Genomic DNA, 23,862 nt, shown 5'->3' on the forward strand with positions numbered 1-23,862 from the left:
TCCTGGGATGGGGTCCGAAGCGGGAACGGGGAAGGCGGTGGGTGCGCAGCTGGAAGGGTGCTCAGCTGGTGCGGCCCTTGGAGTCGAACGCCTTCATCCGGTCCAGCACCCCGTCCGCGGTGGGACGCACCATCTGGTCGACGATCGCCCCGTCCGCGAGGAAGATCACCCGGTCCGCGTAGGAGGCGGCGACCGGGTCGTGCGTCACCATCACCACGGTCTGGCCCAGCTCGCGCACCGAGTTGCGCAGGAAGCCCAGGACTTCCGCGCCGGAGCGGGAGTCCAGGTTCCCGGTCGGCTCGTCACCGAAGATGATCTCCGGCCGGGAGGCCAGGGCGCGGGCCACTGCGACGCGCTGCTGCTGGCCGCCGGAGAGTTCGGTCGGCCGGTGCTTCAGCCGGTCGGACAGGCCCACCATGTCGATCACGCCACGCAGCCAGTCGGCGTCCGGCTTACGGCCCGCGATGTCCATCGGCAGGGTGATGTTCTCCAGTGCGGTCAGCGTCGGCAGCAGGTTGAACGCCTGGAAGATGAAACCGATCTTGTCCCGGCGCAGCTGGGTGAGCTGCTTGTCCTTGAGGGAACCGAGCTCCGTCTCGCCCAGCCGTACCGAACCGCTGCTGAAGCTGTCGAGGCCGGCCACGCAGTGCATCAGCGTGGACTTGCCGGAGCCCGACGGGCCCATGATCGCGGTGAACTCACCCTGCGGGAAGTCCACGGTGACCCGGTCCAGGGCGGTCACCTTGGTCTCGCCCTCTCCGTAGATCTTCGACAGTTCCGTGGCGCGGGCGGCCACCGCGGTGGCGCGGTGAGCGGTGGACATGGTGGTCACGGGAGACTCCTGGGTCGGGGCTCGGTTCAGGTACGGGGCCTTCTGCAAGGCACCGCTTCATCCTCTCCGCCGATTCGCCGCCGGTCGTCAGCCCCCGTGCCCGTTCCGGAGGCCCTCTTGAGTCGCATCGGCGGGGTACGCGCGTCCTCCTGCGGTATGACGGCGACCCCGAGGCAGTAGCACGCACGTCACGTGCGGGACGTCACCTCCGGCACGTCGCGCCGGCCGCCCCGCACCCGGCGGTCAGCGCGGCGGCGCCGTGGAGCCGCGCGGGACGAGGCGGGCGGCGGAATCCTCGAATCCGGGTGCGCTGCCCTCCGTGACCAGCGCCATCAGCGTGCGCGCCGCATGACTTCCGTACGCCGGGATGTCCCGGCTCAGCGCGGTCAGTGGTGGCCGGACCACCCGGGAGAGCTGGGAGTCGTCCCAGGCGACCAGGGAGAGGTCGCCGGGGACGTCGAGCCCCATCTCCTGGGCGACCGAGAGACCGGCCACGGCCATGATGTCGTTGTCGTAGATGACGGCGGTGGGCCGCGCGGCGGAGCTGATCAGCCGCCGCGTGGCATGTGCCCCGTCGTCGCCGGAGTAGTCGGTGTGGACGATCAGCGGTTCGCCCAGACCCAGTTCGGTGCAGATCTCGCGCTGGGCCCGGTCGCGCAGCTGCGTGTGGATCAGATCGGGGAGCCCCGCCACCCGGGCGACGGACCGGTGGCCCAGCGCGGTCAGATACGTGAGGGTGTCGCGCACCGCCGCTGCGTCGTCCGACCATACGGAGGTGAGCGGGCCGGCCGCCGAGGGGTGGCCGATCACCACGGCAGGCATCCCGAGTTCGGCGACGCCCTCGATCCTCGGGTCGGGGCTGCGCAGGTCGGCGAGGAACACCCCGTCCACCCGGCCCTCGCCCCACCAGCGGCGGTACACCTCCAGCTCCTGCACCGGATCGTTGACGACCTGGAGCAGCAGGGCGCAGCCCCGCGCGGAGAGCTCGCTCTCGATGCCGCTGATCAGCTCCATGAAGAACGGCTCCATGCCGAGCAGCCGGGCGGGCCGGCACAGCGCGAGGCCGACGGCGTCGGCGCGGGCCCGGGTGAGGGCGCGGGCGGCGCTGTTGGGCCGCCAACCGATCTCCTGCGCGATGGCTTTGATCGAGGCGCGGGTCGCCGGGGAGACCCCCGGCCGGTCGTTCAGCGCGTACGACACCGCGACCTTGGAGACCCCGGCGCGGCGCGCGATGTCCGCGATCGTAGGACGGTGTTTGGGCATGCGACCTCGCTTAACCGGTTCCTGTTCCTCAGCCATCCTAACGACCGATTCTGCCGCCCTGCGATCTCCTGGAGAAGGTCGATGATCGCTCAACTTGCCTGAAAACAAAAGGGATGGGAGCGCTCCCGCTCTCTTGACACGGCCTCTCGGCGGTCTTAACTTCACGGCACTTACCCGGTTCAGTAACTCCGCTCGGCAGGGATGGCGGGGAAAGGGAGAGATGATGGGTACGGGATTCCGGGGACGGATCGCGACCACGCTCGCCGTGATCGGACTCGCCGCCACCGCGTGCACGGGAGGCGGCTCCTCGTCGGGTGGATCGGGCGGCTCCGGCGGCGGTTCGGGCGGCGCGCTTCCGCGTAACGAGACGCTCTACACGACCGGTACGCAGTGGGGGCCGCCGGCCAACTACAACCCGCTGCACGACTGGGACCACGCGACCGGCACCAAGGGGCTGGTCTACGAGACGCTGTTCCACTTCGACCCCGAGGCGGGCAAGCTGACGCCCTGGCTGGCCCGGTCGGGCAGCTGGACCGACGACAGGACCTATGAGCTGAAGCTGCGACCGGGCATCACCTGGTCCGACGGCAAGCCGCTCACCGCTGAGGACGTCGCCTACTCCTACGGGATCGGCAAGATCGAGGCGTCGTCCTTCCACAACCTGTGGACCTGGCTCGACAAGGCGGAGGCGGTGGACGCCACCACCGTCCGCTTCACCTTCAAGCAGGCCCGGTACCAGGAATGGGACTTCACCCTCTACGGCCGCCCGATCGTCCCTGAGCACATCTGGAGCAAGCGCTCCGACAAGGAAGTCCTCGACGGTGTCAACGACAAGCCGGTCGGGACCGGGGCGTACACCCTCAAGAGCCACACCCAGGACCGTGTCGTGTGGCAGCGGCGCGACGACTGGTGGGGTGCCAAGGCGCTCGGCATGAAGCCGGCCCCCCGCTACATCGTCGACGTCTCCAACCCCAGCAACGAAGTGGTCATCGGCCAGCTGGGCCAGGGCCAGCTGGACCTGAGCAACAACTTCCTGCCGGGCGCCTCCTCGCTGATCAAGAGCAAGAAGGTCGTCTCGTACTACGACAAGCCGCCCTACATGCTCTCCGCCAACACCGCCTGGCTGGTGCCCAACACCAAGAAGAAGCCGATGAACGACGCGGCCTTCCGCAAGGCGCTCGCCGCGTCCGTCGACGTCGGGAAGATCGTCAAGGGGGTGTACGGAGAGCTGGTCAAGCCCGCCGACCCGACCGGACTGCTCCCGCAGTGGAACCAGTTCGTCGACCAGGGCCTGGTGGCGAAGGAGGGCTTCTCCTACGACACGGGCAAGGCCAAGCAGATTCTCGCCGACGCCGGGTACAAGGACACCGACGGCGACGGGTTCGTGGAGAACACGGACGGCTCGAAGATCAGCCTCAAGCTGGCCGTGCCGACCGGCTGGACCGACTGGATGGAGGCCGCGAAGGTCATCGCCGCCTCGGGCAAGGCCGCGGGCATCCGGATCACCACCGAGTTCCCCGACCAGAACGCCCTCAACGAGCAGCGCGGCAAGGGCGATTTCGACCTCGTCATCAACAACGAGCGCCAGCTCTCCAACACCCCGTGGACGTACTACGAGTACATGTTCCAGCTGCCGGTCCAGAAGCAGCAGAACACGGTCAACTTCGGCCGGTACGAGAACAAGGAAGCCTGGAAGCTGGTGCAGCAGCTCGGCGGGGTGAAGACCGACGACACCGAGGGCATGAAGCAGGTCATCTCCAAGATCCAGGACATCCAGCTCAAGGAGATGCCGGTCATCCCGCTCTGGTACAACGGCCTCTGGTCGCAGTCCACCACCGGGACCTGGACCAACTGGCCGTCGGACGCCTCGGGAGCGCCCAAGTACGCCCCCGCCCTGTGGCGCAACTGGCTGGAGATGGGCGGCTTTGAAGCGCTCACGCAGCTCAAGCCTGCCAAGTGACACGGCCGTTCTGATTCCATGACCGCCCCGCCGTGCGCGCGCCCTGGCCGCTGTCCGCACGGCGGGGCTCTCCCCGGGGAGCCCCCTTGCGCCGCTACTTCGCCAGAAAACTCCTGATCTATGCGCTGACCTTCGTCGTCGCCGTCACCGTCAACTGGATGATCCCGCGCTTCATGCCGGGTGACCCGGTGTCGGCCATGGTGGCCCGCGCCCGGGTCTCCCAGCCCGAGGCCGTGGAGGCGATGCGCTCCTACTACAACGATCTGTTCGGCTTCGACGAGCCGGTCTGGCAGCAGTATCTGCACTTCTGGAGCGCCCTCCTGCGGGGCGACTTCGGGCTTTCCATCTGGGTCTTCCCCAAACCCGTCGCCGACGTCCTGCTCGACGCGCTCCCGTACACCCTGGGTCTGATGATCCCGGCCATCCTGCTCAGCTGGTTCGTCGGCAACTGGGCCGGCGCCCTCGCGGCCCGCCGCAAGGTCCTGGACAACACACTGCTCCCGGCCGGATATCTGCTGACCGCGATGCCGTACATGTGGATCGCCGTCATCCTCGCCTGGGCGCTGGGCTCCAAGGCCGGCTGGTTCCCCCTCTCGGGCGGCTACAGCCTGAACATCCAGCCGAGCTACAGCATCGACTTCGCCGTGGACCTGCTGCAGCACTGGGTGCTGCCCTTCCTCTCCCTCTTCCTGGTCGCGCTCGGCGGCTGGGCGATCGGCATGCGCAACATGATCATTTACGAGCTGGAGTCCGACTACTCGTCCTATCTGTCGGCCCTCGGCGCACCGCAGCGCCTCATCCGCCGCTACGCCTTCCGCAACGCCGTACTGCCCCAGATCACCGGCCTCGCACTCCAGTTGGGCGTCCTGGTGGCCGGAGCGCTCGTGACCGAGATCGTCTTCGCCTATCCCGGCCTCGGTTCGCTCATCCTGGCGGCGATCCAGAACCAGGACTTCTTCCTGCTCCAGGGAGCCTTCCTGTTCATCGTCATCGGAGTGCTGATCGCCAACTTCCTCATCGACATCGTGTACGTCGTCGTCGACCCCCGTACCCGTACCGGCATGGCAGGAGGCCAGTCGTGAGCACCGTGCCCGAACCGGCCACCGACACCGTCGCCGCACCCGCGCCCCAGCCCACCCGCGAGACGCTCCACTACGCCCTGCGCAACCCCAAACTGCTCGTCGGCTTCACGGTCGTCGCGCTGCTCCTGGTCGTCGGCATCATCGGCCCGCCGCTGCTCGACAACGCCGACCCCAACGAGTACGTGGGACCGCAGGCCGCACCGCCGGACGGGACGTACTGGATGGGCACCACCACCTTCGGTCAGGACGTGTACGCGCAGTTCGTGCACGGACTGCGCGCCACCTTCCTGGTGGGCGTCGTCGGCGGAGCCATCGCCGCCGTCATCGCCATGCTCGTCGGATTCCTCGCCGGCTACCGCGGCGGAGTCGTCGACGAGATCCTCAACATGGTCACCAACGTGGTGCTGGTCCTGCCCGCTCTCGCCGTCCTGCTGATCATCAACGCCTATCTCGGGGTGCGGTCCGTCGCCGTGCAGGGATTGTTCATCGGACTCACCTCATGGCCGTGGGCGGCGCGCGCGATCCGTGCGCAGACCTTCTCGCTGCGCACCCGGGAGTTCGTCGACCTGGCCCGGCTCAGCGGATGCTCCACCTGGCGGATCGTCTTCCGCGAGATCGCGCCCAACATGAGCTCGTACCTCTTCATGATGTTCATCCTGCTCTTCGGCGGCTCCATCCTGATCGCCTCCTCACTGGACTTCATCGGGCTCGGCCCCACCGAGGGCGTCTCGCTCGGACTGATGCTGCAGAGCGCGCAGCAGTGGAGCGCACTCCAACTCGGCATGTGGTGGTGGTTCGTTCCGCCCGGTGCCGGGATCACCGCGATCGTGGGCGCGCTCTACGTCGCCAATGTCGGCCTCGACGAGGTCTTCAACCCGAAGCTGAGGGAGGCCTGAACACATGACCCTGACCGTCACCGATCTGCGGGTCCACTACCGCACCCTGCGGGGCGAGGTCCGGGCGCTGGACGGCGTCAGTTTCGACCTGGCCGACGGGGAGATCCTGGGACTGGCGGGCGAGTCCGGCTGCGGCAAGACGACACTGGGTAAATCGCTCATCCGCCTCGACGGCCGGATGCGGCACGCCGGCGGCACCGTGACCCTCGACGGCGACGACGTCCCGATCGCCGACGACCGCGCCATGAACGCCTTCCGCTTCCACCGGATATCGCTCGTGCCGCAGTACTCGATGAGCGCCCTCAACCCGACCCGGCGCATCGGCCGCATGATCCGCGAACTCCTCGCCTCACGTGGCGTCGGAGTCGACACCGACGAACTGCACCGCCGCCTGGATCTGGTGGGCCTGGACCACGACGTCCTGGACCGCTACCCCATCGAGCTGTCCGGCGGGATGAAGCAGCGCACCGTCATGGTGATCTCCACCCTGCTCGACCCGGCCGTCCTCATCGCCGACGAGGTCACCTCCGCCCTCGACGTCTCCACCCAGCGGGCCGTCGTCGGCGCACTCACCGGGCTGCGCGACAAGGGCCTGGTCACGAGCATGATCTTCGTGACCCACGATCTCGGACTGACCTCGCACATCGCCGACTCCATCATGGTGATGTACGCGGGAAAGATGGCGGAGAAGGCACCCGCGAAGGTCCTGACGACCGAGCCCCGCCACCCGTACACCAAACTCCTGCTCGGCTCGCTCCCGGAGGTCGGGGCCCGGTACGCGGACAAGCCGCTGAAGGGCATCGCGGGCTCTCCGCCCTCCCTGCTCGACCCACCGGCCGGCTGCCGCTTCCGCGACCGCTGCCCCCTCGCCGACGCCCGGTGCGCCGAAGAGCCCCCCGTCGTCGAGGTGGCACCCCGTCACTCCGTCGCATGCTGGAAGGCGGCCTGATGCTGACCCTCGACCGTGTCACCAAGACCTACCGGGCCGGTGCCTTCGGCGGCGGCTCCGTCACCGCCGTCGACCGGGTCTCCTTCGATGCCGCCCCGGGCGAGGTCGTCTCGCTCATCGGCGAGAGCGGCAGCGGCAAATCCACCATCGGCCGGATGATCCTCGGCCTCACCGAGGTCAGCGACGGCCGCCTGACCCTCGACGGGAAGTCGGTCCGCCCCGGCAAGGACTTCTACCGCCGGGTCCAGGGCGTCTTCCAGGACCCCTTCTCCTGCTACAACCCCGTCTTCAAGGCCGACCGAGTCTTCGCGCTCGTCCGTCGCGCCTACCACCCCGGAGTACCGGACAAGGAGTGGGCCGACCGCATCGAGCAGGCGGTACGGGATGTGCGCCTGGACCCCGGACAGGTGCTCGGCCGCTACCCGCACCAGCTCAGCGGCGGCCAGCTGCAACGCCTCCTGATCGCCCGAGCCCTCCTGCTCGATCTGAGCTTCCTGGTCGCCGACGAGATCACCAGCATGCTCGACGCCTCCACCCGCATCGACGTCCTCAACCTCCTGGCCGGGCTCAAGGAGCGCGGCCTCGGCGTCCTCTACATCACCCACGACCTCTCGCTCGGCACCTATCTCGCCGAGCGGACCGTGGTGCTGCGCCGCGGCAGGATCGTCGAGCGCGGCGACACCCAGAAGGTGTTCGGCAACCCGCTCCACCCCTACACCCGCACCCTCCTGGCCGCCGTGCCCCGGCTCAACACCCCGTGGACCCTGCCCGCGCCCGTGGAGACCTGCGCCTTCCACGAGGCGGGAGAGCAGGGCAGCGATCTGCACGAGACCGAACCGGACCACTTCGTCGCCTGCGCCCAGCTCCCCGACTGCGGAAGGACCCCGGCGTGACCCTTCGCAACCTGCTCCTGCACGACGGCTGGACGCTGGGCGCCGACGGCCCCGTGCCCCTCGGGCTCCCCACAGGAGGCGTGCCCGCCACCGTGCCCGGCTGCGTCCACACCGATCTGCTCGCCGCCGGACTCATCGACGACCCGTACCTGGACGACAACGAGACCCGGCTCGACTGGATCGGCCGGACCGACTGGACGTACCGCACCGCCTTCGACTGGACGGACGACGGCCACGACCACGCGGACCTGTGCTTCGACGGGCTCGACACCGTCGCCACCGTCCTGCTCAACGGTACCGAGGTGGGCCGCACCGCCAACCAGCACCGCAGCTACCGCTTCGCCGTCCGCCCGCTGCTCGTCGAGGGCGCCAACACGATCGACGTACGGTTCACCGCTCCGTACACCTACGCCGAGGAGCTGCGGGAACGGCTCGGCGACCGGCCGGGCGCGTACACCGAGCCGTACCCCTTCATCCGCAAGATGGCGTGCAACTTCGGCTGGGACTGGGGGCCGACCCTGGTCACCTCCGGCATCTGGCGGCCGGTCGCGCTTCAGTCGTGGACCGGGCCGCGGATCGCCTCGGTGAAGCTGCTGGCCGACCTCGCGGACGACGGGGTGCCCCGGCTGAGCGTGACCCTGGACGTGGACCGGAGCGGCGACCGGGGCGCGCTGCAGGCCGTCGCGGAGGTGGCCGGGGAACGGGCCGAGCTCACCGTCCCGGCCGGGCAGGACAATGCCACCACCACTCTCCTCGTGCCGCACGCCGAGCCCTGGTGGCCGCACAGCCACGGCGAGCAGCCCCTGTACGAGGTGACCGTCCGCCTCGGCGGCCACACCTGGCACGGCAGGACGGGCTTCCGCTCCGTGTCCCTGGAGCGCGAGGCGTTCCGGATCGCCGTCAACGGCGAACCTGTCTTCGTGCGCGGCGTCAACTGGATCCCCGACGACTGCTTCCCGGCCCGCCTCACCCGGCAGCGGATCTCCGACCGCCTCGATCAGGCGCTGGCCGCAGGCGTCAACCTGATCCGGGTCTGGGGCGGCGGCCTCTACGAGAGCGACGACTTCTACGAGCTGGCAGACGAGAAGGGACTCCTCGTCTGGCAGGACTTCCCGTTCGCCTGCGCCGCCTACCCGGAGGAGCAGCCGCTGTACGACGAGGTGGCGGCCGAGGCCCGCGAGAACGTGGTCCGCCTCGCCCCGCACCCCTCCCTCGTCCTGTGGTGCGGCAACAACGAGAACCTGGAGGGCCACGCGGACTGGGGCTGGCGCAAGGAGCTCGGTGACCGGACCTGGGGCCACGGCTACTACCACGAGCTGCTGCCCGCGATCTGCGCCGAGACCGATCCCACCCGCCCGTACTGGCCCGGCTCGCCCTACTCCGGCTCGCCGGACCTGCACCCCCAGGACCCGGCCCGCGGCACGATCCACATCTGGGACGTCTGGAACCGGGCCGACTACCGCGCCTACGCAGACCGCGTCCCCCGCTTCGTCGCCGAATTCGGCTTCCAGGGCCCGCCCGCCCACGCCACCCTGCGGCGTGCCGTCAGCGGCCCTCTCGCCCCCGACGCCCCGCTGCTCACCCACCACCAGAAGGCCGAGGACGGCAACGCCAAACTGCTCCGCGGCCTCGGCGACCACCTGCCGCAGCCGGGCGGGTCCTTCGACGACTGGCACTGGCTCACCCAGCTCAACCAGGCCCGCGCGGTCGCCTTCGGCGTCCGGCACTTCCGCTCGCACACCCCGTACTGCATGGGAACCGTGGTCTGGCAGCTCAACGACTGCTGGCCGGTCGTCTCCTGGTCCGCAGTCGACGGCGACGGCCGCCGCAAGCCCCTCTGGTACGCGCTGCGTGCCGTGTACGCGGACCGGCTGCTGGTCGTGCGTGACGGCGCGCTGCACCTGGTCAACGACGCGGACCGGCCGTGGGCGGGCACGCTGCGCCTGACCCGGCACGATCTGGACGGCAGCGTGCTGGCCGGGGAGGAGCTGAGGGTGAGCACGGCCCCGCGCCAGGTCACCCGGCTCACTCTGCCGCCGTCCGTCGCGGAGCCGGCGGACCGGACGCGGGAGCTGCTGGTGGCACGGCTGGGCGAGGTGCGGACAGTCGAGTTCTACGAGGAGGACACCCGGCTGGCCCTGCCGCCCGCCCGTTACGACGTGAGGATCACCCGGAGTGAGGGCGATGCGTCCGCATACCGTGTCGAGGTGACCGCCCGGACACTGCTGCGGGATCTCGCGCTCTTCCCCGACCGGCTCGATCCGGCGGCCGAGGTGGACGAGATGCTCGTCACCCTGCTGCCGGGGGAGAGCACCGTCTTCCGGGTGACCGGCGCGGTGATCGAGGACCCGGGGGCACTGGGGACCCGCCCGGTTCTGAGGTGTGTCAACGACACACCGGCCTGAGGGCTGCCCCGTATCCCCGGTGGATCAGCGCGCGGCGTCGGATGCGGTGCATCGCAAGGCGGAGGGACGTCCTCATACCGGTCGTATTCGGGCACCCCGGCAACGCGGCGAGGTGCCGTAGCTGTCGTCGTGCGCCCACCGGGGATGACGGGACAGCCCTTGGCCGGGTGGCGGACCCATGGCGAACCGTGGCGCACCCATGGCGCACTGGGCTGTCCGGGTGCGGCGAGTTTCCGTCAATCCCGATTGTGGGTCTTGGTACCCACTACCCCGGCCAGGCATGTGCCGATGCCCTCTCAGCTATGCTGACGGTCCCTCAAACGGTCAATAAAATAAGACAACATCGAGCCACAGTTCCGCTGATCGGGGGACGTCCACGGATAGGGTCATGTGCCAACGCGGAGCCGCGCGCCAGGCCCGGATGGTGGAATGCAGACACGGCGAGCTTAAACCTCGCTGCCCCTCGGGGGCGTGCCGGTTCGAGTCCGGCTCCGGGCACCACTGCGACATTCAGTGAGGGCACCGGTCCGGACAGGCGTTACTTCAGCGATCAACCTTCATAAAGATCCTCCCCTGGCACTAGGGTGATTCTTTTGCCTACCCATTACTCTTGTGGGAAGGCCACGCAGGGTGGCCATGGAGGAGAGCAATGAGGAGCAGCAACCCGGTCTTCTCGCGACGGGGGTTCAGCCGCGACAACGGCTACGCGGGCTTCAACGCGGCGCCGCAGGCCGGGGCCCCTGTGACGGGCGCCGACCCGTACGCGCAGGGCACCGCCGCGAACCCGTACGCCACCAACCCCTACGCCCAGCAGGACACCCGGTACGGCGTCCCGCAGGCGCCCGCGCGCACCGGCGCGATGACGATCGACGACGTCGTCACGCGTACCGCGATCACGCTGGGCACCGTGGTGCTCGGCGCGGCCCTCGCCTGGGCCCTGCTGCCGGTCGACGAGGCCAACCTCGGCAAGTCCTACGGCATCGCGATCGGCGCTGCCCTGGTGGCGTTCGTCCTGTCGCTCATCCAGTCGTTCAAGCGCAAGCCGGTCCCGGCGCTGATCGTCTCCTACGCGGCCTTCGAGGGTGTCTTCCTCGGAGTGATCTCCAGCGCGGTCTCCACGTACATCGGTCCCGGCGTGGTGATGCAGGCGGTGCTGGGCACCATGTGTGTCTTCGCCGGTGTGCTTCTCGCGTACAAGATGCGCTGGATCCGCGTCACCCGCCGCTTCTACGGCTTCGTGATGGCCGCCGCCATGGGCTTCATGCTCCTGATGGTGGTCAACCTGCTGTTCGCCGTCTTCGGCGGGGGCGACGGCCTGGGCTTCCGCAGCGGCGGTCTCGGCATCCTCTTCGGCGTCATCGGGATCATCCTCGGTGCGTGCTTCCTGGCCCTGGACTTCAAGCAGGTCGAGGATGGCATCGCGTACGGCGCTCCGCGCGAGGAGTCCTGGCTGGCGGCCTTCGGCCTCACCATGACCCTGGTGTGGATCTACCTGGAGATGCTGCGTCTGTTCTCCATTCTCAGCGGCGACGACTGACAGTCACAGCCCCGCACGACGGAACGGCCCGCAGGCAAACCGCCTGCGGGCCGTTCCGCTTGTCCGGATCTCGTACGCCTAGAGCAGCTTCCGTGCCGCCCGCCTCAGGTCGTACTCGTGGATGAGTGCCTTCGCGTGTCCATAGGCGAGGTCGTGTTCGCTCCGCAGCCAGCTGACCTTCTCGTCGAACCGGAGGGCAGGGCCTTCGTCGACGGTGCGGAGCCAGTCGGAGACTTCACGACCGGTGCAGCGGGGGATTCGGGAGAGCAGATTGCGATGGGTCTCTTCGGAGAAGACATGGTTCATCGGCGCCTCCGACGCATTGCGCGTTGCTGGTCCTTCCCGACACCGTGCCTGAGCGTTGGCCCGTTGGCAACCATCACGGACCGGCGCGTAGGGTCACTGGGTGCTCGATACGACCCCGCTGATCACCGCCGTGGACCGATTTGCCGACCGGCTGCGTGCCGCTCCGCAGAGCAGGCTGCAGCGCGGAGCCGCCGCCGAAGGGCTGGCCACGGCCAGGGAATTGGCCGTACGGGCCCAGCGCATCGAGGCGCCGGACCGTGAGCCGCGCATCCTGCCGGACGTCGGGATGTTCGCCATCGGTGACCAACTCGCAGTCGCGGGGCGGGACTTGGCGGTGGCACTGGAAACGGCCCCGTCCGTGGAGCTGGACGAGGCCGTGCGATTCGTCGAGGAAGCGACCGCCCGGGCATTCGCGTAGCGGCCTTCGGGCAGCGGCCGGCGGGAGTCGCTGCGGGGAACCCGGGCTTCCCGGGGGGGGGTCCCGGGGGCGCCAACGGTTCCGGGAGTGCTTCCGGTGGGTCAGAACGAGGCGATGACGCGGTCGGCGAGAATGTAGACGTTCTCCTTGCCGCAGGAGAACGTCAGTGCGTATGCACCGGAGACGCCGGAGCCGCCCAGCAGCACCGGGTGCTCGCCGGCCAGCAGCGCTCGGCCGAGCTGTTCGGCCGTCTCGCGGTGGCCGGGGGTCATGCAGAGCGTGGTGCCGTCGGCGAAGACATAGACATCGAGGGTGCCGAGCGGGCCGGGGCGGACGTCGGCGAGCTCGGTGCGGCGGTCGGCGAGCTCCTCCAGCCGGTTCACGGTGCGCTCGTGGTCGGTGACGACCGGGGTCTGCACCGGCACGAAGTCGGGGTGCGAGGGGTGGCGGCGACGGGCCGCGGCCAGCTCGGGGGAGTCCTCGGGGAACTCCGCCGTCTCGGGCAGCTCGGTTATCTCCGCCAGCTCGGCCAGTTCCGTCAGCTCTTCGAGTGCCTCGGTGGCGTCGAGGTCCATGGCCTCCAGGCCCGCGAAGTCGGCCTGGCGGGGCAGGAAGAACGGCGCGTCCTCGCCGATCCCGGAGAGACCGCCCAGCAGGGACGGGGCGTCGGCGGCGTCGCGTGCCTCCTGGGAGGCCCAGAAGGCACGGGCCTCGGCGAGCTCGCGCTCACGCTCCTCGGCGAGTGCTTCGGCCACAGCGGCGCGTATTTCGGCGGCGGGGGTAGCCGTGGCGCGGCTCTGCGGCGGCACCGAGGCGGTACGGGCGTGGCCCGCGGCCAGTTCGATGCGCAGGGCCGTGACCTGCTTGCGCAGCCCGTGAGCAGCGTGCAGCGCAGCAGCGCCCACAGCCGTCGCGGCGGCGGTGGTCAGCAACAGGGCAAGAGGCATGATGCTCACTGACATACTCCCGGTTTCAATTGATCCCACGACTTCCTACATCAGCTTGGCCCGCACCTGTGCCCGTTGTCAGTGCATTACGTCACGAATTGGACAGTTCTTTGGGGCTCGTGTTTACCCCTGATGTGGGTGTGACCTGCAAAAACACCTCTCCCCCAGGAGATAGGTCACATCCTGGGGGAGATTCGGTCACGGTCGGGGCTCGGAACCAGCCATGTCGTGGGTGGGCAAGCGACCGGGAGAGGTGGACCCGGCAGCTCCGGAAGTGATCAGCTCACTTCGGCTCAGCTCAGCCGCTCGGGCCTGTGCTCGCGTTCGCTTCGCTTCCGCTGCGGGCAGGTGCCGCCTTCGTACCTCAGGCGACCCCTACCCTCCGCTGCAGCTCAGCTCAGCCGCTCGGACCTGTGCTCGCGTTCGCTTCGCTTCCGCTGCGGGCAGGTGCCGCCTTCGTACCTCAGGCGACCCCTACCCTCCGCTGCAGCTCAGCTCAGCCGCTCGATAACCATCGCCATGCCCTGGCCGCCGCCCACGCACATGGTCTCCAGACCGAACTGCTTGTCGTGGAACTGCAGGCTGTTGATCAGCGTGCCGGTGATCCGGGCGCCGGTCATGCCGAAGGGGTGGCCGACGGCGATCGCGCCACCGTTGACGTTGACCTTCTCCAGCGGCAGGCCGAGGTCGCGGTAGGAGGGGATCACCTGGGCGGCGAACGCCTCGTTGATCTCGGCCAGGTCGATGTCGTCGATGGTGAGTCCGGCGCGCTTCAGGGCCTGCTTGCTGGCCTCCACCGGTCCGTACCCCATGATCTCGGGGGACAGGCCGGAGACGCCGGTGGAGACGATCCGGGCCAGCGGGGTCAGACCCAGCTCGCGCGCCTTCGTGTCGGACATGATCACGAGCGCGGCGGCGCCGTCGTTGAGCGGGCAGCAGTTGGCGGCGGTGACCAGGCCATCGGGGCGGAAGACCGGCTTCAGGCCCTGCACGCCCTCCAGCGTGACGCCTGCGCGCGGACCGTCGTCCTGGGAGACGACCGTGCCGTCGGGGGTCGTGACCGGGGTGATCTCGCGCGCCCAGAAGCCGTTCTTGATGGCTTCCTCGGCGAGGTTCTGCGACCGTACGCCGAACTCGTCCATGTCCTGACGGGTGACGCCCTTGAGCCGGGCCAGGTTCTCGGCGGTCTGCCCCATCGCGATGTACGCGTCCGGGACGAGGCCGTCCTCGCGCGGGTCGTGCCAGCTCGCACCGGTCTCCTCGGCGCGCGCGGCGGTGCGGGCCTCGGCCTCGGCGAAGAGCGGGTTGTGCGTGTCCGGCAGGCTGTCGGAGTTGCCCTTCACGAAGCGGGACACCATCTCGACACCGGCCGAGATGAAGACGTCGCCCTCGCCGGCCTTGATGGCGTGCAGCGCCATGCGGCTCGTCTGCAGGGAGGACGAGCAGTAGCGGGTGACCGTACAACCGGGAAGGTGGTCCATCCCCATCTGTACGGCGATGATGCGGCCCAGGTTGTTGCCCTGCTCGCCGCCGGGGAGGCCGCAGCCGAGCATCAGGTCGTCGATGTCCTTCGGGTCCAGCTCGGGGACCTTGGCCAGCGCGGTCTGGATGATCGTGGCGGTCAGGTCGTCCGCCCGCAGGTCCTTCAGCGAACCCTTGAAGGCCCGGCCGATGGGGGAACGGGCAGCAGAGACGATCACGGCTTCAGGCATCACGCGGCTCCATGAGGGCTGGAAGGCTGGCTGTCCGGCAGGACTGACCGGCAGACCTGACGGGCAGGACTGCCTTGGAAGTTACCCGGCCGTATCGCTGAGGTCACCCGGCAGGCCATGTGATGCGGACCTCTTTTCTAAGCGACCGCTCAGTCGAATGGATGAGGTCGGTGGACGGGGTCGAGTGCATGCGGATGTTCAGGCGTGCCGGGGCGCGGGATCCGTGCCCGCGTCCCCGCCTGTGCGTGGGTCCCCGTCCTGGCGCACGTCGGGGTGTTTGCCGTCGGGGTGCTGCCCGTCCGGACGCTGCCCGTCCGGACGCTGCCCGTCCGGACGCTGCCCGTCCGGACGCTGCCCGTCCGGATGGGGACGGGACCGCGCCAGGGGCTGCGACTGCGGCTCAGACTGCGGCTCCGTGGCCGCAGGCAGACGGCGCCGCCTGCGGTGCTTGAGCAGGGCCCAGGGCGCCCGCGCGCCCGTGACCTCCGTACCGGCCTCCCTGGCCGCCTGGGACGCCGCCTTGGCCACCGGCAGCATGTCCTCGCGGCGCGAGCCGTCGAGGCGGTCGGACTCCGGCCACAGCCCCAGCACGGCGCACAGGGTCGGCAGCAGCGCCATCGCCGCCGTCGCGTACCCCTCGGCCGACGGGTGGTAGTTGTCCGGGCCGAACAGCTCGCGCGGGTTCGCCTCGAACTCCGGCCCCAGCAGGTCGCCCAGCGACACCGTGCGCCCGCCCTGTTCCACCGAACCGATCGTCTGGGCCGCGGCCAACTGGCGGCTCGCCCGCCGGGCCAGCCAGCGCAACGGTTGGTAGACCGGCTCGATCGTGCCCAGATCAGGGCACGTGCCGACAACCACCTCCGCGCCCGTCGTACGCAGCCTGCGCACGGCGGTGGTCAGGCACCGCACCGAATGGGTGGCGGGCATCCGGTGTGTCACATCGTTCGCCCCGATCATGATCACGCAGACGTCGGGCGTACGGGAGGCGTCGGCCAGCAGCACCGACACCTGCCGCTCCAGATCGTCCGACCGGGCCCCCGGCTGCGCGACATTCCGCAGATCCACCGGACGCTCGGAGACCGCCGCGAGCCCCGAGGCGAGCAGCGCCCCGGGAGTCTGCCCGGCCCTGCGCACGCCCTGGCCGGCCGCGGTGGAGTCGCCGAGCAGGCCGAGCAGCAAAGGCTCCGCCGGACCGGTGAAGGCCACCCCGTACCGCCCGTCGGCACTCGGCGGGACGGGTGCGATACCGCCACCCACCTGCCGCTTCGCCAGCTGGACCTCCGCCAGCACCACGCCCACCGCCGCCGCACCGAGCAGTCCGATACTGCCGCCGCCGTAGGCGGCCCCTGCCGCGATCCGCCGTGCCACCCTTGCTCTTGACACAGTCCGGTCCACCTCCTCGTCGCCGTACCGCCGTACATAGAGCTAACTGCCCCGTAACGACCGTCGCCCAATCGCTTCGCCCAATCTCATCCCCGTACGCATACGCTTGCCGCACCATCTCGGAGACCCCGGAGTAACACGGTGCAATTTCACGATTCGATGATCAGTCTCGTTGGCAATACCCCGCTGGTGAGGCTGCGCAGTGTGACGGCCGGCATCGAGGCGACGGTGCTGGCCAAGGTCGAGTACTTCAATCCCGGCGGTTCGGTCAAGGACCGCATCGCCCTGCGCATGATCGAGGCGGCCGAGGAGAGCGGCGCGCTGCAGCCCGGCGGCACGATCGTCGAGCCGACGAGCGGCAACACGGGCGTCGGTCTGGCGATCGTCGCGCAGCAGAAGGGCTACAAGTGCATCTTCGTCTGCCCGGACAAGGTGTCCACGGACAAGATCAATGTGCTGCGCGCGTACGGTGCCGAGGTCGTCGTCTGCCCGACGGCCGTCGATCCCGAGCACCCGGACTCGTACTACAACGTGTCCGACCGGCTGGTCCGTGAGACGCCGGGCGCCTGGAAGCCCGACCAGTACTCGAACCCGAACAACCCGCGCTCGCACTACGAGACCACCGGTCCCGAACTGTGGGAGCAGACGGACGGGAAGATCACCCACTTCGTGGCGGGCGTGGGCACCGGTGGCACGATCACCGGCACCGGCCGCTATCTGAAGGAGGTCAGCGGCGACTCGGTCAAGATCGTCGGTGCGGACCCGGAGGGCTCGGTCTACTCCGGCGGCTCCGGACGCCCGTATCTGGTCGAGGGCGTCGGTGAGGACTTCTGGCCGAGCGCGTACGACAGCACGGTCACGGACGAGATCGTCGCGGTGTCCGACAAGGACTCCTTCCAGATGACGCGCCGGCTCGCCAAGGAGGAGGGCCTGCTCGTCGGCGGCTCCTGCGGTATGGCGGTCGTGGCGGCCCTGGAGGTCGCGCAGCGGCTCGGCCCGGACGACGTGGTCGTCGTACTCCTGCCGGACAGCGGCCGCGGCTACCTGAGCAAGATCTTCAACGACGAGTGGATGGCCGACTACGGCTTCCTGGAGGACACCGGCCCGTCGGCGCGTGTGGGGGACGTACTCGCCCACAAGGAAGGCCCGATCCCGACGCTCGTCCACATGCACCCGGAGGAGACCGTCGGCGAGGCGATCGACGTCCTGCGCGAGTACGGCGTCTCGCAGATGCCGATCGTGAAGCCGGGCGCCGGGCACCCGGACGTGATGGCCGCGGAGGTCATCGGCTCGGTGGTGGAGCGCGAACTGCTGAACGCGCTGTTCGCACAGCGCGCCTCGCTCACCGACCCGCTGGAGAAGCACATGTCGCCGCCGCTGCCGCAGGTCGGCTCGGGCGAACCGGTCGAGGACCTGATGTCGGTGCTCAGCGGTGCGGACGCCGCGGACGCGGCGATCGTCCTCGTGGAGGGCAAGCCGAAGGGCGTCGTGAGCAGGCAGGACCTGCTGTCGTTCCTGGCGAAGGACGCCGGTCCCAAGCAGTAGAGCGGGAATCGGGGCTTCGTGAAAACGGTACGAGCACGACACGTACCTGCAGCACCGGCTTAACACGGCTCCGGCAGATTGGTGGGTGTCGGCAGGGAAACCCGCCGGCACCCGAGACGGCGACACGGACTACGGAGCGGCTCCCGGACCTCCATTGTCGCCAGGACGCGATCAGCCGGCCCTGACCCGGACCCGCGTCCCTCGCGGGGACCGCCGTCGTCCCGCCCCCTGGGAAACCGGGGGTGCGGCGGTCCCTGCGACATACCTCCACGCGCGTCCACCAGCGGCCAAGGGCCCGTCATCCGGCGGGCGCGGCCGCCCAGCTCGCCAGGAGCGCGATCCGCTCGGCAGTCTCGGTGTCCGGCTCCGGCGTATAGACGACCAGCGACTGGTCGGGGTCGCCGGGCAGCGCCAGCGTCTCGTACGGAAGCGTCAGTTCACCCGCCACGGGATGCCGGATGCGCTTGACCCCGTACGTCTTCGCCTTGACCTGGTGGTCCGCCCACAGCCGCCGGAAGTCCTCGCTTCGCAACGACAGCTCGCCGACCAGCGTGGCGAGCTGTCTGTCCGTCGGGTGCAGCCCGGCATCCAGCCGTAGATGCGAGACCGTCTCCGCTGCCACTGCCGCCCACTCCGGGTACAGCTTGCGCGCCGCCGGTTCCAGGAACACCTGGCGCGGCATGTTGCGCACGGCGGCGGGCATCCGGGAGAAACCGACGACGGCGTCGCCCAGGGCGTTCCAGGCCAGCACGTCCATGCGGCGGCCCAGGATGAACGCGGGGGCCCGGTCGATGGTGTCCAGCAGCAGCCGCAGCCCGGGCCGTACCCGCTGCGCGGCAGCCGGCCGCTCGCCGCGTGCCTTCGTGCTCGGCCGGGCCACGGTGTGCAGATACGCCAGCTCCGTCTCGTCCAGCCGCAGCACCCGGGCGATCGCGTCGAGCACCGCGTCCGAGACGCTCGGTCCGCGCCCCTGTTCCAGCCGGATGTAGTAGTCGACGCTCACTCCCGCGAGCTGTGCGACCTCCTCGCGGCGCAGCCCCGGCACCCGGCGTCGGCCGTACGCCTGCAGGCCTACGTCCTCGGGCTGGATCCGTGCTCGTCGCGAGCGGAGAAAGTCTCCGAGGTCCCCATCCATGCGTTCGATCCTAGGAGACGGGCCGGAGCGGAGCCTGGTACTGCCGGACCCAGGAAAGACGCATCCCTGGGTAACGGGTGCCGGGCGGCGAAGAGTGGAACCCGCCACCGGGCAGACGCCCGGCGGACACCACGGAACACAAGGAGCACGCCATGTCGTACGAGACCCTCGCAGGCCGCACCGCTGTCATCACCGGAGCCGCCAGCGGCATGGGCGCCGCCACCGCCCTCCTGCTCGCCGCCCGGGGAGCCAGGGTGGCGCTGCTGGCCCGGCGGGCGGACCGGTTGGAGGAAGTGGCCGCCAAGGTCACGGCGGAGGGCGGCGAAGCCCTCGTCGTGGCGGCGGACGTCACCGACCAGGCATCCGTCGACGCGGCTGCCGAGCGTGTCCACACCGCCTACGGCGAGGTCGACCTGGTGGTCAACGCGGCCGGGGTGATGCTGCCGAACCCGGTGGCAGAGGGCCGTACCGACGAGTGGCAGCGGATGCTCGACACCAATGTGTCCGGCGCGCTGCGGATCATCCGTGCCTTCACCCCCGACCTGGTGGCGGCCGCCTCCGAAGGCCGCACCGCGGACCTGGTGAACATCTCGTCGATCGGCGCGCACATCGCGTTCCCCAACTACGCCGTGTACGGGGCGACGAAGGCGGCGCTCAGCTACCTGTCGGCATCCCTGCGCACGGAGTTCGGCCCGCGAGACGTCCGCGTCACGAACATCGAGCCGGGCCTCACCGACACGGAGCTGGGCAGCCACATCGACAACGCGGAGCTGTCGGGCGAACTGGACGGCATGTTCGACGCGATGGGCTCCCTGTCCGGCGACGACATCGCCGATCTGGTCGCCTACGCCACCAGCCGCCCGCGCCACGTCAACCTGCGCCAGCTGATCGTGCTCCCCACACGCCAGGCGTGACCGGCGGCCGCTCAGTCCTCCCAGTCGGACTTCGTGCGTCCCTCCGGGCGCCGGGACGACGGCCGACCGCGGACCACCTGGGCGACATTCACCCCGACGATCCCCAGCCAGGCCACGACGAGCCCCTCCATCCCGGCGTTCGCGACCCCGATCGCGGACAGCGGGATGGCCAGCACCAGCGAGATGATCCCGAACCCGAACCGTTCACCGAAGTTCGCCATCGGCTCCTGGGGCGCCCGGGCCCCTCGGGCGACCGTGATCTGCTGCTCGGCGAGATGACGCCGGACGCGACGGTCGAGTGTCTCGTCGAGACGCCGGTCGACCTTCTCCAGGAACGAGTCGATGAGCGCCGACTCGTACTCGGGCCCCAGCTCACTGCGGGCCTGCAAGGTGGCATTGAGCTCTTTCTCGAGCTCGGAGTCACGGGCTTCCATGGCCCAACGGTACGGAGCGAACAAGCCCGGCACAGTGGGGCTAGCCCCCCTGTTGGAGGTCGGGGGCGCCCCGGGCCGGCCCTCGGTGGAGATGGCCCACCCGTCGATGGTGACGACCTCGCTCTTGACGCCTCGGGCCGTTGCGCCATGGCCCACCGGGTCGTGGTCGGCGACCCGGTGGGGACCGGGCTCAGCCGGCCGGGACCCGGTCCGGCGAGGTGATCGTGGCCGTCGGGATGTGCGTCGTGTCGCGGCGGGCGAGCAGCCAGTACAGCAAGGCGGGTACGAGCAGGCCGATCACCCAGGAGATGTCCGCGCCGCCCAGCGGCTCCACCAACGGGCCGGTGTAGAAGGTCGTCGCCAGGAAGGGGAGCTGGGCGACGATGCCCACCGCGTACACCGACAGTGCGTCCCAGCGCCAGGCGCCGTAGCGGCCGTCGGGGTCGGACAGGGCCGGGATGTCGTACCGCTCACGCGAAATCAGGTAGTAGTCGACGAGGTTGATCGCCGACCACGGGGTGAAGAAGGTCAGCAGGAACAGCAGGAAGTCCTTGAACGAGGTGAGGAAGGTGTCCTTGCCGAGCAGGGCGACCGCCGTGCCCGCGATCATGATCACGGCGATGTACGCGGAGCGGCCGCGCTGCGAGAGCGCCCGCTGCCCGCGGAAGCCGCTGATGCCGGTGACCATCGACATGAACCCGCCGTAGGTGTTCAGCACGTTGATGGTCAGCTTGCCGAGCGCGATCACGAAGTAGAGCAGCGAGGCGATCAGGCCGGTGCCGCCCAGCGAGACGACGTAGCCGACCTGGTCGTCGAGGAACGCCTCGCCCGCGGATGCCGCGACCAGCACGCCGAAGGCCATGGACCACTGGGAGCCGAGCGTCGTGCCGGCCAGTGTCCACCAGAAGGTGGCGCGGGTGCTCGTGTGGCGCGGCAGGTAGCGCGAGTAGTCCGCGACGTAGGGCCCGAACGCCAGCTGCCAGGACGCCGCGATCGACACCGCGAGCAGGAACATCGGCAGGTCGAAGGCACGGTCGGCGAGGGCGGCGCCGAGATCGATCCGGTCCAGCAGCCGGATGCCGAGATAGACGAAGGCCAGTGCGCAGACCACGCTGGCGACCCGGCCGAGGACGTGGACGATCCGGTAGCCGATCGCCGCCATCAGCGCGGTGATCACGGCGAAGACGAGGATGCCGGGGGTCTGCCCGAGGTGGGTGAGCTCGCCGACCGCCTGACCGGCCAGCACGCTGCCGCTGGCGAAGAAGCCGACGTACATCACGACGACGAGGAGCAGCGGCACGACCGCGCCCCGCACCCCGAACTGTGCCCGGCTGGAGATCATCTGGGGCAGACCCAGCCGGGGGCCCTGCGCCGAGTGCAGCGACATCACCGCTCCGCCGAGCAGATTGCCCACCAGCAGGCCGATCAGGGACCAGAAGGCGCCGCCGCCGAAGATGACCGCGAGCGCGCCGCTGACCACTGCGGTGATCTGGAGGTTCGCGCCGAGCCAGAGGGTGAACTGGGAGAACGCGTTTCCGTGCCGTTCGTCGTCCGGTACGACGTCGATCGAGCGGCGCTCGACGAGAGAGTCGGCCATGAGGTGCTCCTTTTCGCTTACTTCTGTGTCAGGCCGTGCGCCGCGGCCCACTCGTGCGCCACGTCCTCCGGGTCCTTCTTGTCCTTGTCCACCAGGCGGTTCAGCTCCGTGAGGTCCTTCGTCGTGAGAGTGGCGCCCAGGCGGGCCAGTGCCTTGCGGACCGTGGAGTCCGCCGCGCGGTCCGCGATCAGGGGGACCACGTGCTGGCCGGGGATCAGGTTCTTGGGGTCGGTGAGGACCACCCAGCCCTCGGCGGCGATGTCCGTGTCGGTGGTGAAGAGGTTGGCGACGTCGACGTCGCCCTTCTTCAGGGCCCCCTTGACCAGCGGGCCGGAGGAGTCCAGCGACTTGAACTCCTTGAACTCGACTCCGTACACGTCCTTCAGGCCCACCGCCCCGACCGTCCGCTTCTTCACCTCGGGGGCCGCGCCGATGACGAGCTTCCCGTTCTGCTTCGCCAGGTCGGCGAGGGAGGACAGACCGTATTTCCTGGCCGTCCTCGTGGTGACCACGAAGGCGTCCGAGTCCTCGGCCATGCCGTACGGGAGGATCTGGAGGCCCTTGGGGAGGGCGATGGCCAGGGCGTTCTGCATCTCGCCCTCCTCGGTGGCTTTCGCCTTCGGGTCGAGGTAGTGCAGGAGGGCGCCCTGGTACTCGGGGAGGAGGTCGATGTCGCCGCCCTCGAGGGCGGGGATGAGGATCTCGCGGGTGCCCAGGTTGGCGCGGACCTCTGTCTTCACTCCGGCGGCCTGCAGGGCTTCGGCGTACAGGTAGCCGAGCACCTGGTTCTCGGTGAAGTTGGCCGTGCCGATCGTGATGCCGCCGGCGCTGGAGCCGGCGCCGCTGCTGCTGCCTCCGCCCTGGCCGTCGAGCGAGGTGATGCCGCTGCTGCAGGCCGCGAGTGCGGGGACGGCGGCCGCGGCGAGGAGGCCGCCCAGCAGGGAGCGACGGGTGGTGCTGTGGGGCTGGTGGGTCATGGGTGGTCTCCTCAGGCGGTGCGGTGACGGAAGAGGATGCGCTGCAGTCCGGACAGGACCAGGTCCAGGGCGACGGCCACGACCGCCACGAGGACCGCGCCGCCCAGTACCTGGACGAGGTCACGCTGGGCCAGGCCGTCGAAGACGTACCGGCCGAGGCCGCCGAAGCTGACGTACGCGGCGACCGTGGCGGTGGCGACGACCTGGATCAGGGCGAGGCGCAGGCCGGTCATGATCAGGGGGAGGGCGAGGGGGAGTTCCACCTGCCACAGGATCTGGTGGCCACGCATGCCCTGGCCGCGGGCGGCGTCCTTCACCTCCGGGTCGACGGCGGTCATCCCGGCGTAGGTGTTGGTGACGATCGACGGGACGGCGAGGGCGACCAGCGCCACGTACACCGGGGTCATCGACAGGCCGCTGGCCAGGAAGACCAGCACCACCAGGCCGACCGTGGGGAGCGCCCGGCCGAACGACGAGAGGTTGATGGCGAGGAACGCGCCGCGCCCCGTGTGGCCGATGAGCAGGCCGATCGGGAGCGCGATCGCCGTGGCGATCAAGGTGGCGAGGAGCGAGTACTGGAGGTGCTCGGCAAGGCGGTGTGCGATGCCGTCCGGGCCCTGCCACTGTTCGGCGCTGGTCAGCCAGGTGCCGAGGTTCGCGAAGAGTTCGTACATCGG

21 protein-coding genes and 1 tRNA gene are annotated in these 23,862 nt (G+C 69.7%); 11 read left to right on the forward strand and 11 right to left on the reverse strand.

The window, feature by feature from the left end; genetic code table 11:
• Window positions 1-61 precede the first annotated feature (61 nt).
• A complete protein-coding gene (locus tag OHB49_RS25455; protein ID WP_093776545.1) occupies window positions 62-832 on the reverse strand; it encodes an ABC transporter ATP-binding protein in 771 nt (256 codons plus the stop codon).
• 243 nt (window positions 833-1,075) lie between these two features.
• Entirely contained in the window at window positions 1,076-2,095 is a 1,020-nt protein-coding gene (locus OHB49_RS25460; protein WP_329163292.1) for a LacI family DNA-binding transcriptional regulator, read from the reverse strand.
• 223 nt (window positions 2,096-2,318) lie between these two features.
• Between OHB49_RS25460 and OHB49_RS25465 the strand changes: the two genes are divergently transcribed.
• The 8 genes from OHB49_RS25465 (at window position 2,319) to OHB49_RS25500 (ending at window position 11,817) form a co-directional block, all read left to right on the forward strand.
• A complete protein-coding gene (locus tag OHB49_RS25465) occupies window positions 2,319-4,055 on the forward strand; it encodes an ABC transporter substrate-binding protein (RefSeq protein WP_030976947.1) in 1,737 nt (578 codons plus the stop codon).
• An 86-nt stretch (window positions 4,056-4,141) separates the two neighbouring features.
• The gene (locus OHB49_RS25470) at window positions 4,142-5,137 is read left to right on the forward strand and encodes an ABC transporter permease (protein ID WP_030926889.1); all 996 of its coding nucleotides are present in this window, start codon (window positions 4,142-4,144) and stop codon (window positions 5,135-5,137) included.
• On the forward strand, window positions 5,134-6,033 hold the full coding sequence (locus OHB49_RS25475) for an ABC transporter permease (RefSeq protein ID WP_329163295.1): 900 nt from the start codon (window positions 5,134-5,136) through the stop codon (window positions 6,031-6,033). Before OHB49_RS25470 ends, OHB49_RS25475 begins: the two co-directional genes overlap by 4 nt.
• A gap of 4 nt (window positions 6,034-6,037) precedes the next feature.
• Window positions 6,038-6,982, forward strand: coding sequence for an ABC transporter ATP-binding protein (locus tag OHB49_RS25480; RefSeq protein ID WP_329163296.1), 945 nt, complete (start codon window positions 6,038-6,040; stop codon window positions 6,980-6,982).
• The gene (locus tag OHB49_RS25485; RefSeq protein WP_329163298.1) at window positions 6,964-7,875 is read left to right on the forward strand and encodes an ATP-binding cassette domain-containing protein; all 912 of its coding nucleotides are present in this window, start codon (window positions 6,964-6,966) and stop codon (window positions 7,873-7,875) included. Before OHB49_RS25480 ends, OHB49_RS25485 begins: the two co-directional genes overlap by 19 nt.
• Window positions 7,872-10,280: a glycoside hydrolase family 2 protein gene (locus tag OHB49_RS25490; protein ID WP_329163300.1), complete on the forward strand. Its 2,409-nt coding sequence runs from the start codon at window positions 7,872-7,874 to the stop codon at window positions 10,278-10,280. The genes OHB49_RS25485 and OHB49_RS25490 overlap by 4 nt, the downstream gene beginning before the upstream one ends.
• Before the next feature lie 415 nt (window positions 10,281-10,695).
• Window positions 10,696-10,781 (forward strand) — tRNA-Leu (locus OHB49_RS25495).
• Between the two features lie 148 nt (window positions 10,782-10,929).
• A complete protein-coding gene (locus OHB49_RS25500) occupies window positions 10,930-11,817 on the forward strand; it encodes a Bax inhibitor-1/YccA family protein (protein WP_329163301.1) in 888 nt (295 codons plus the stop codon).
• Window positions 11,818-11,895: 78 nt separating this feature from the next.
• Here OHB49_RS25500 and OHB49_RS25505 read toward each other — a convergent pair whose 3' ends face one another.
• Complete coding sequence (locus tag OHB49_RS25505) at window positions 11,896-12,123, reverse strand: DUF4287 domain-containing protein (protein WP_030976961.1); 228 nt, start codon at window positions 12,121-12,123, stop codon at window positions 11,896-11,898.
• Window positions 12,124-12,223: 100 nt separating this feature from the next.
• Between OHB49_RS25505 and OHB49_RS25510 the strand changes: the two genes are divergently transcribed.
• Window positions 12,224-12,541, forward strand: coding sequence for a hypothetical protein (locus tag OHB49_RS25510; RefSeq protein WP_329163304.1), 318 nt, complete (start codon window positions 12,224-12,226; stop codon window positions 12,539-12,541).
• Between the two features lie 101 nt (window positions 12,542-12,642).
• Here OHB49_RS25510 and OHB49_RS25515 read toward each other — a convergent pair whose 3' ends face one another.
• The 3 genes from OHB49_RS25515 to OHB49_RS25525 all read right to left on the reverse strand — a co-directional run bounded on the left by OHB49_RS25515 (window position 12,643) and on the right by OHB49_RS25525 (window position 16,568).
• Complete coding sequence (locus tag OHB49_RS25515) at window positions 12,643-13,473, reverse strand: hypothetical protein (RefSeq protein WP_030976965.1); 831 nt, start codon at window positions 13,471-13,473, stop codon at window positions 12,643-12,645.
• A gap of 506 nt (window positions 13,474-13,979) precedes the next feature.
• Window positions 13,980-15,200: an acetyl-CoA C-acetyltransferase gene (locus OHB49_RS25520; RefSeq protein WP_313937637.1), complete on the reverse strand. Its 1,221-nt coding sequence runs from the start codon at window positions 15,198-15,200 to the stop codon at window positions 13,980-13,982.
• Window positions 15,201-15,398: 198 nt separating this feature from the next.
• Window positions 15,399-16,568, reverse strand: a complete 1,170-nt coding sequence (locus tag OHB49_RS25525; RefSeq protein ID WP_329166615.1) for a GDSL-type esterase/lipase family protein — start codon at window positions 16,566-16,568, stop codon at window positions 15,399-15,401.
• 156 nt (window positions 16,569-16,724) lie between these two features.
• Here OHB49_RS25525 and OHB49_RS25530 point away from each other — a divergent pair, with 156 nt between their 5' ends.
• On the forward strand, window positions 16,725-18,128 hold the full coding sequence (locus OHB49_RS25530; protein WP_030976970.1) for a cystathionine beta-synthase: 1,404 nt from the start codon (window positions 16,725-16,727) through the stop codon (window positions 18,126-18,128).
• A 298-nt stretch (window positions 18,129-18,426) separates the two neighbouring features.
• On the opposite strand, the gene OHB49_RS25535 is transcribed toward OHB49_RS25530, so the two are convergent.
• Window positions 18,427-19,263, reverse strand: coding sequence for a helix-turn-helix transcriptional regulator (locus OHB49_RS25535; RefSeq protein WP_329163307.1), 837 nt, complete (start codon window positions 19,261-19,263; stop codon window positions 18,427-18,429).
• A gap of 152 nt (window positions 19,264-19,415) precedes the next feature.
• Between OHB49_RS25535 and OHB49_RS25540 the strand changes: the two genes are divergently transcribed.
• Window positions 19,416-20,177 (forward strand): SDR family oxidoreductase, encoded by a 762-nt coding sequence (locus OHB49_RS25540; protein ID WP_329163309.1) that lies wholly within the window; start codon window positions 19,416-19,418, stop codon window positions 20,175-20,177.
• Between the two features lie 11 nt (window positions 20,178-20,188).
• On the opposite strand, the gene OHB49_RS25545 is transcribed toward OHB49_RS25540, so the two are convergent.
• The 4 genes from OHB49_RS25545 to OHB49_RS25560 all read right to left on the reverse strand — a co-directional run bounded on the left by OHB49_RS25545 (window position 20,189) and on the right by OHB49_RS25560 (window position 23,859).
• Complete coding sequence (locus OHB49_RS25545; RefSeq protein WP_030976976.1) at window positions 20,189-20,611, reverse strand: hypothetical protein; 423 nt, start codon at window positions 20,609-20,611, stop codon at window positions 20,189-20,191.
• A gap of 190 nt (window positions 20,612-20,801) precedes the next feature.
• On the reverse strand, window positions 20,802-22,208 hold the full coding sequence (locus OHB49_RS25550; protein WP_329163311.1) for a purine-cytosine permease family protein: 1,407 nt from the start codon (window positions 22,206-22,208) through the stop codon (window positions 20,802-20,804).
• Between the two features lie 17 nt (window positions 22,209-22,225).
• On the reverse strand, window positions 22,226-23,185 hold the full coding sequence (locus OHB49_RS25555) for an ABC transporter substrate-binding protein (protein ID WP_329163313.1): 960 nt from the start codon (window positions 23,183-23,185) through the stop codon (window positions 22,226-22,228).
• 11 nt (window positions 23,186-23,196) lie between these two features.
• Window positions 23,197-23,859, reverse strand: a complete 663-nt coding sequence (locus OHB49_RS25560; protein ID WP_313937631.1) for an ABC transporter permease — start codon at window positions 23,857-23,859, stop codon at window positions 23,197-23,199.
• Window positions 23,860-23,862 lie beyond the last annotated feature (3 nt).

The organism is Streptomyces sp. NBC_01717, assembly GCF_036248255.1.
GTDB lineage: Bacteria > Actinomycetota > Actinomycetes > Streptomycetales > Streptomycetaceae > Streptomyces.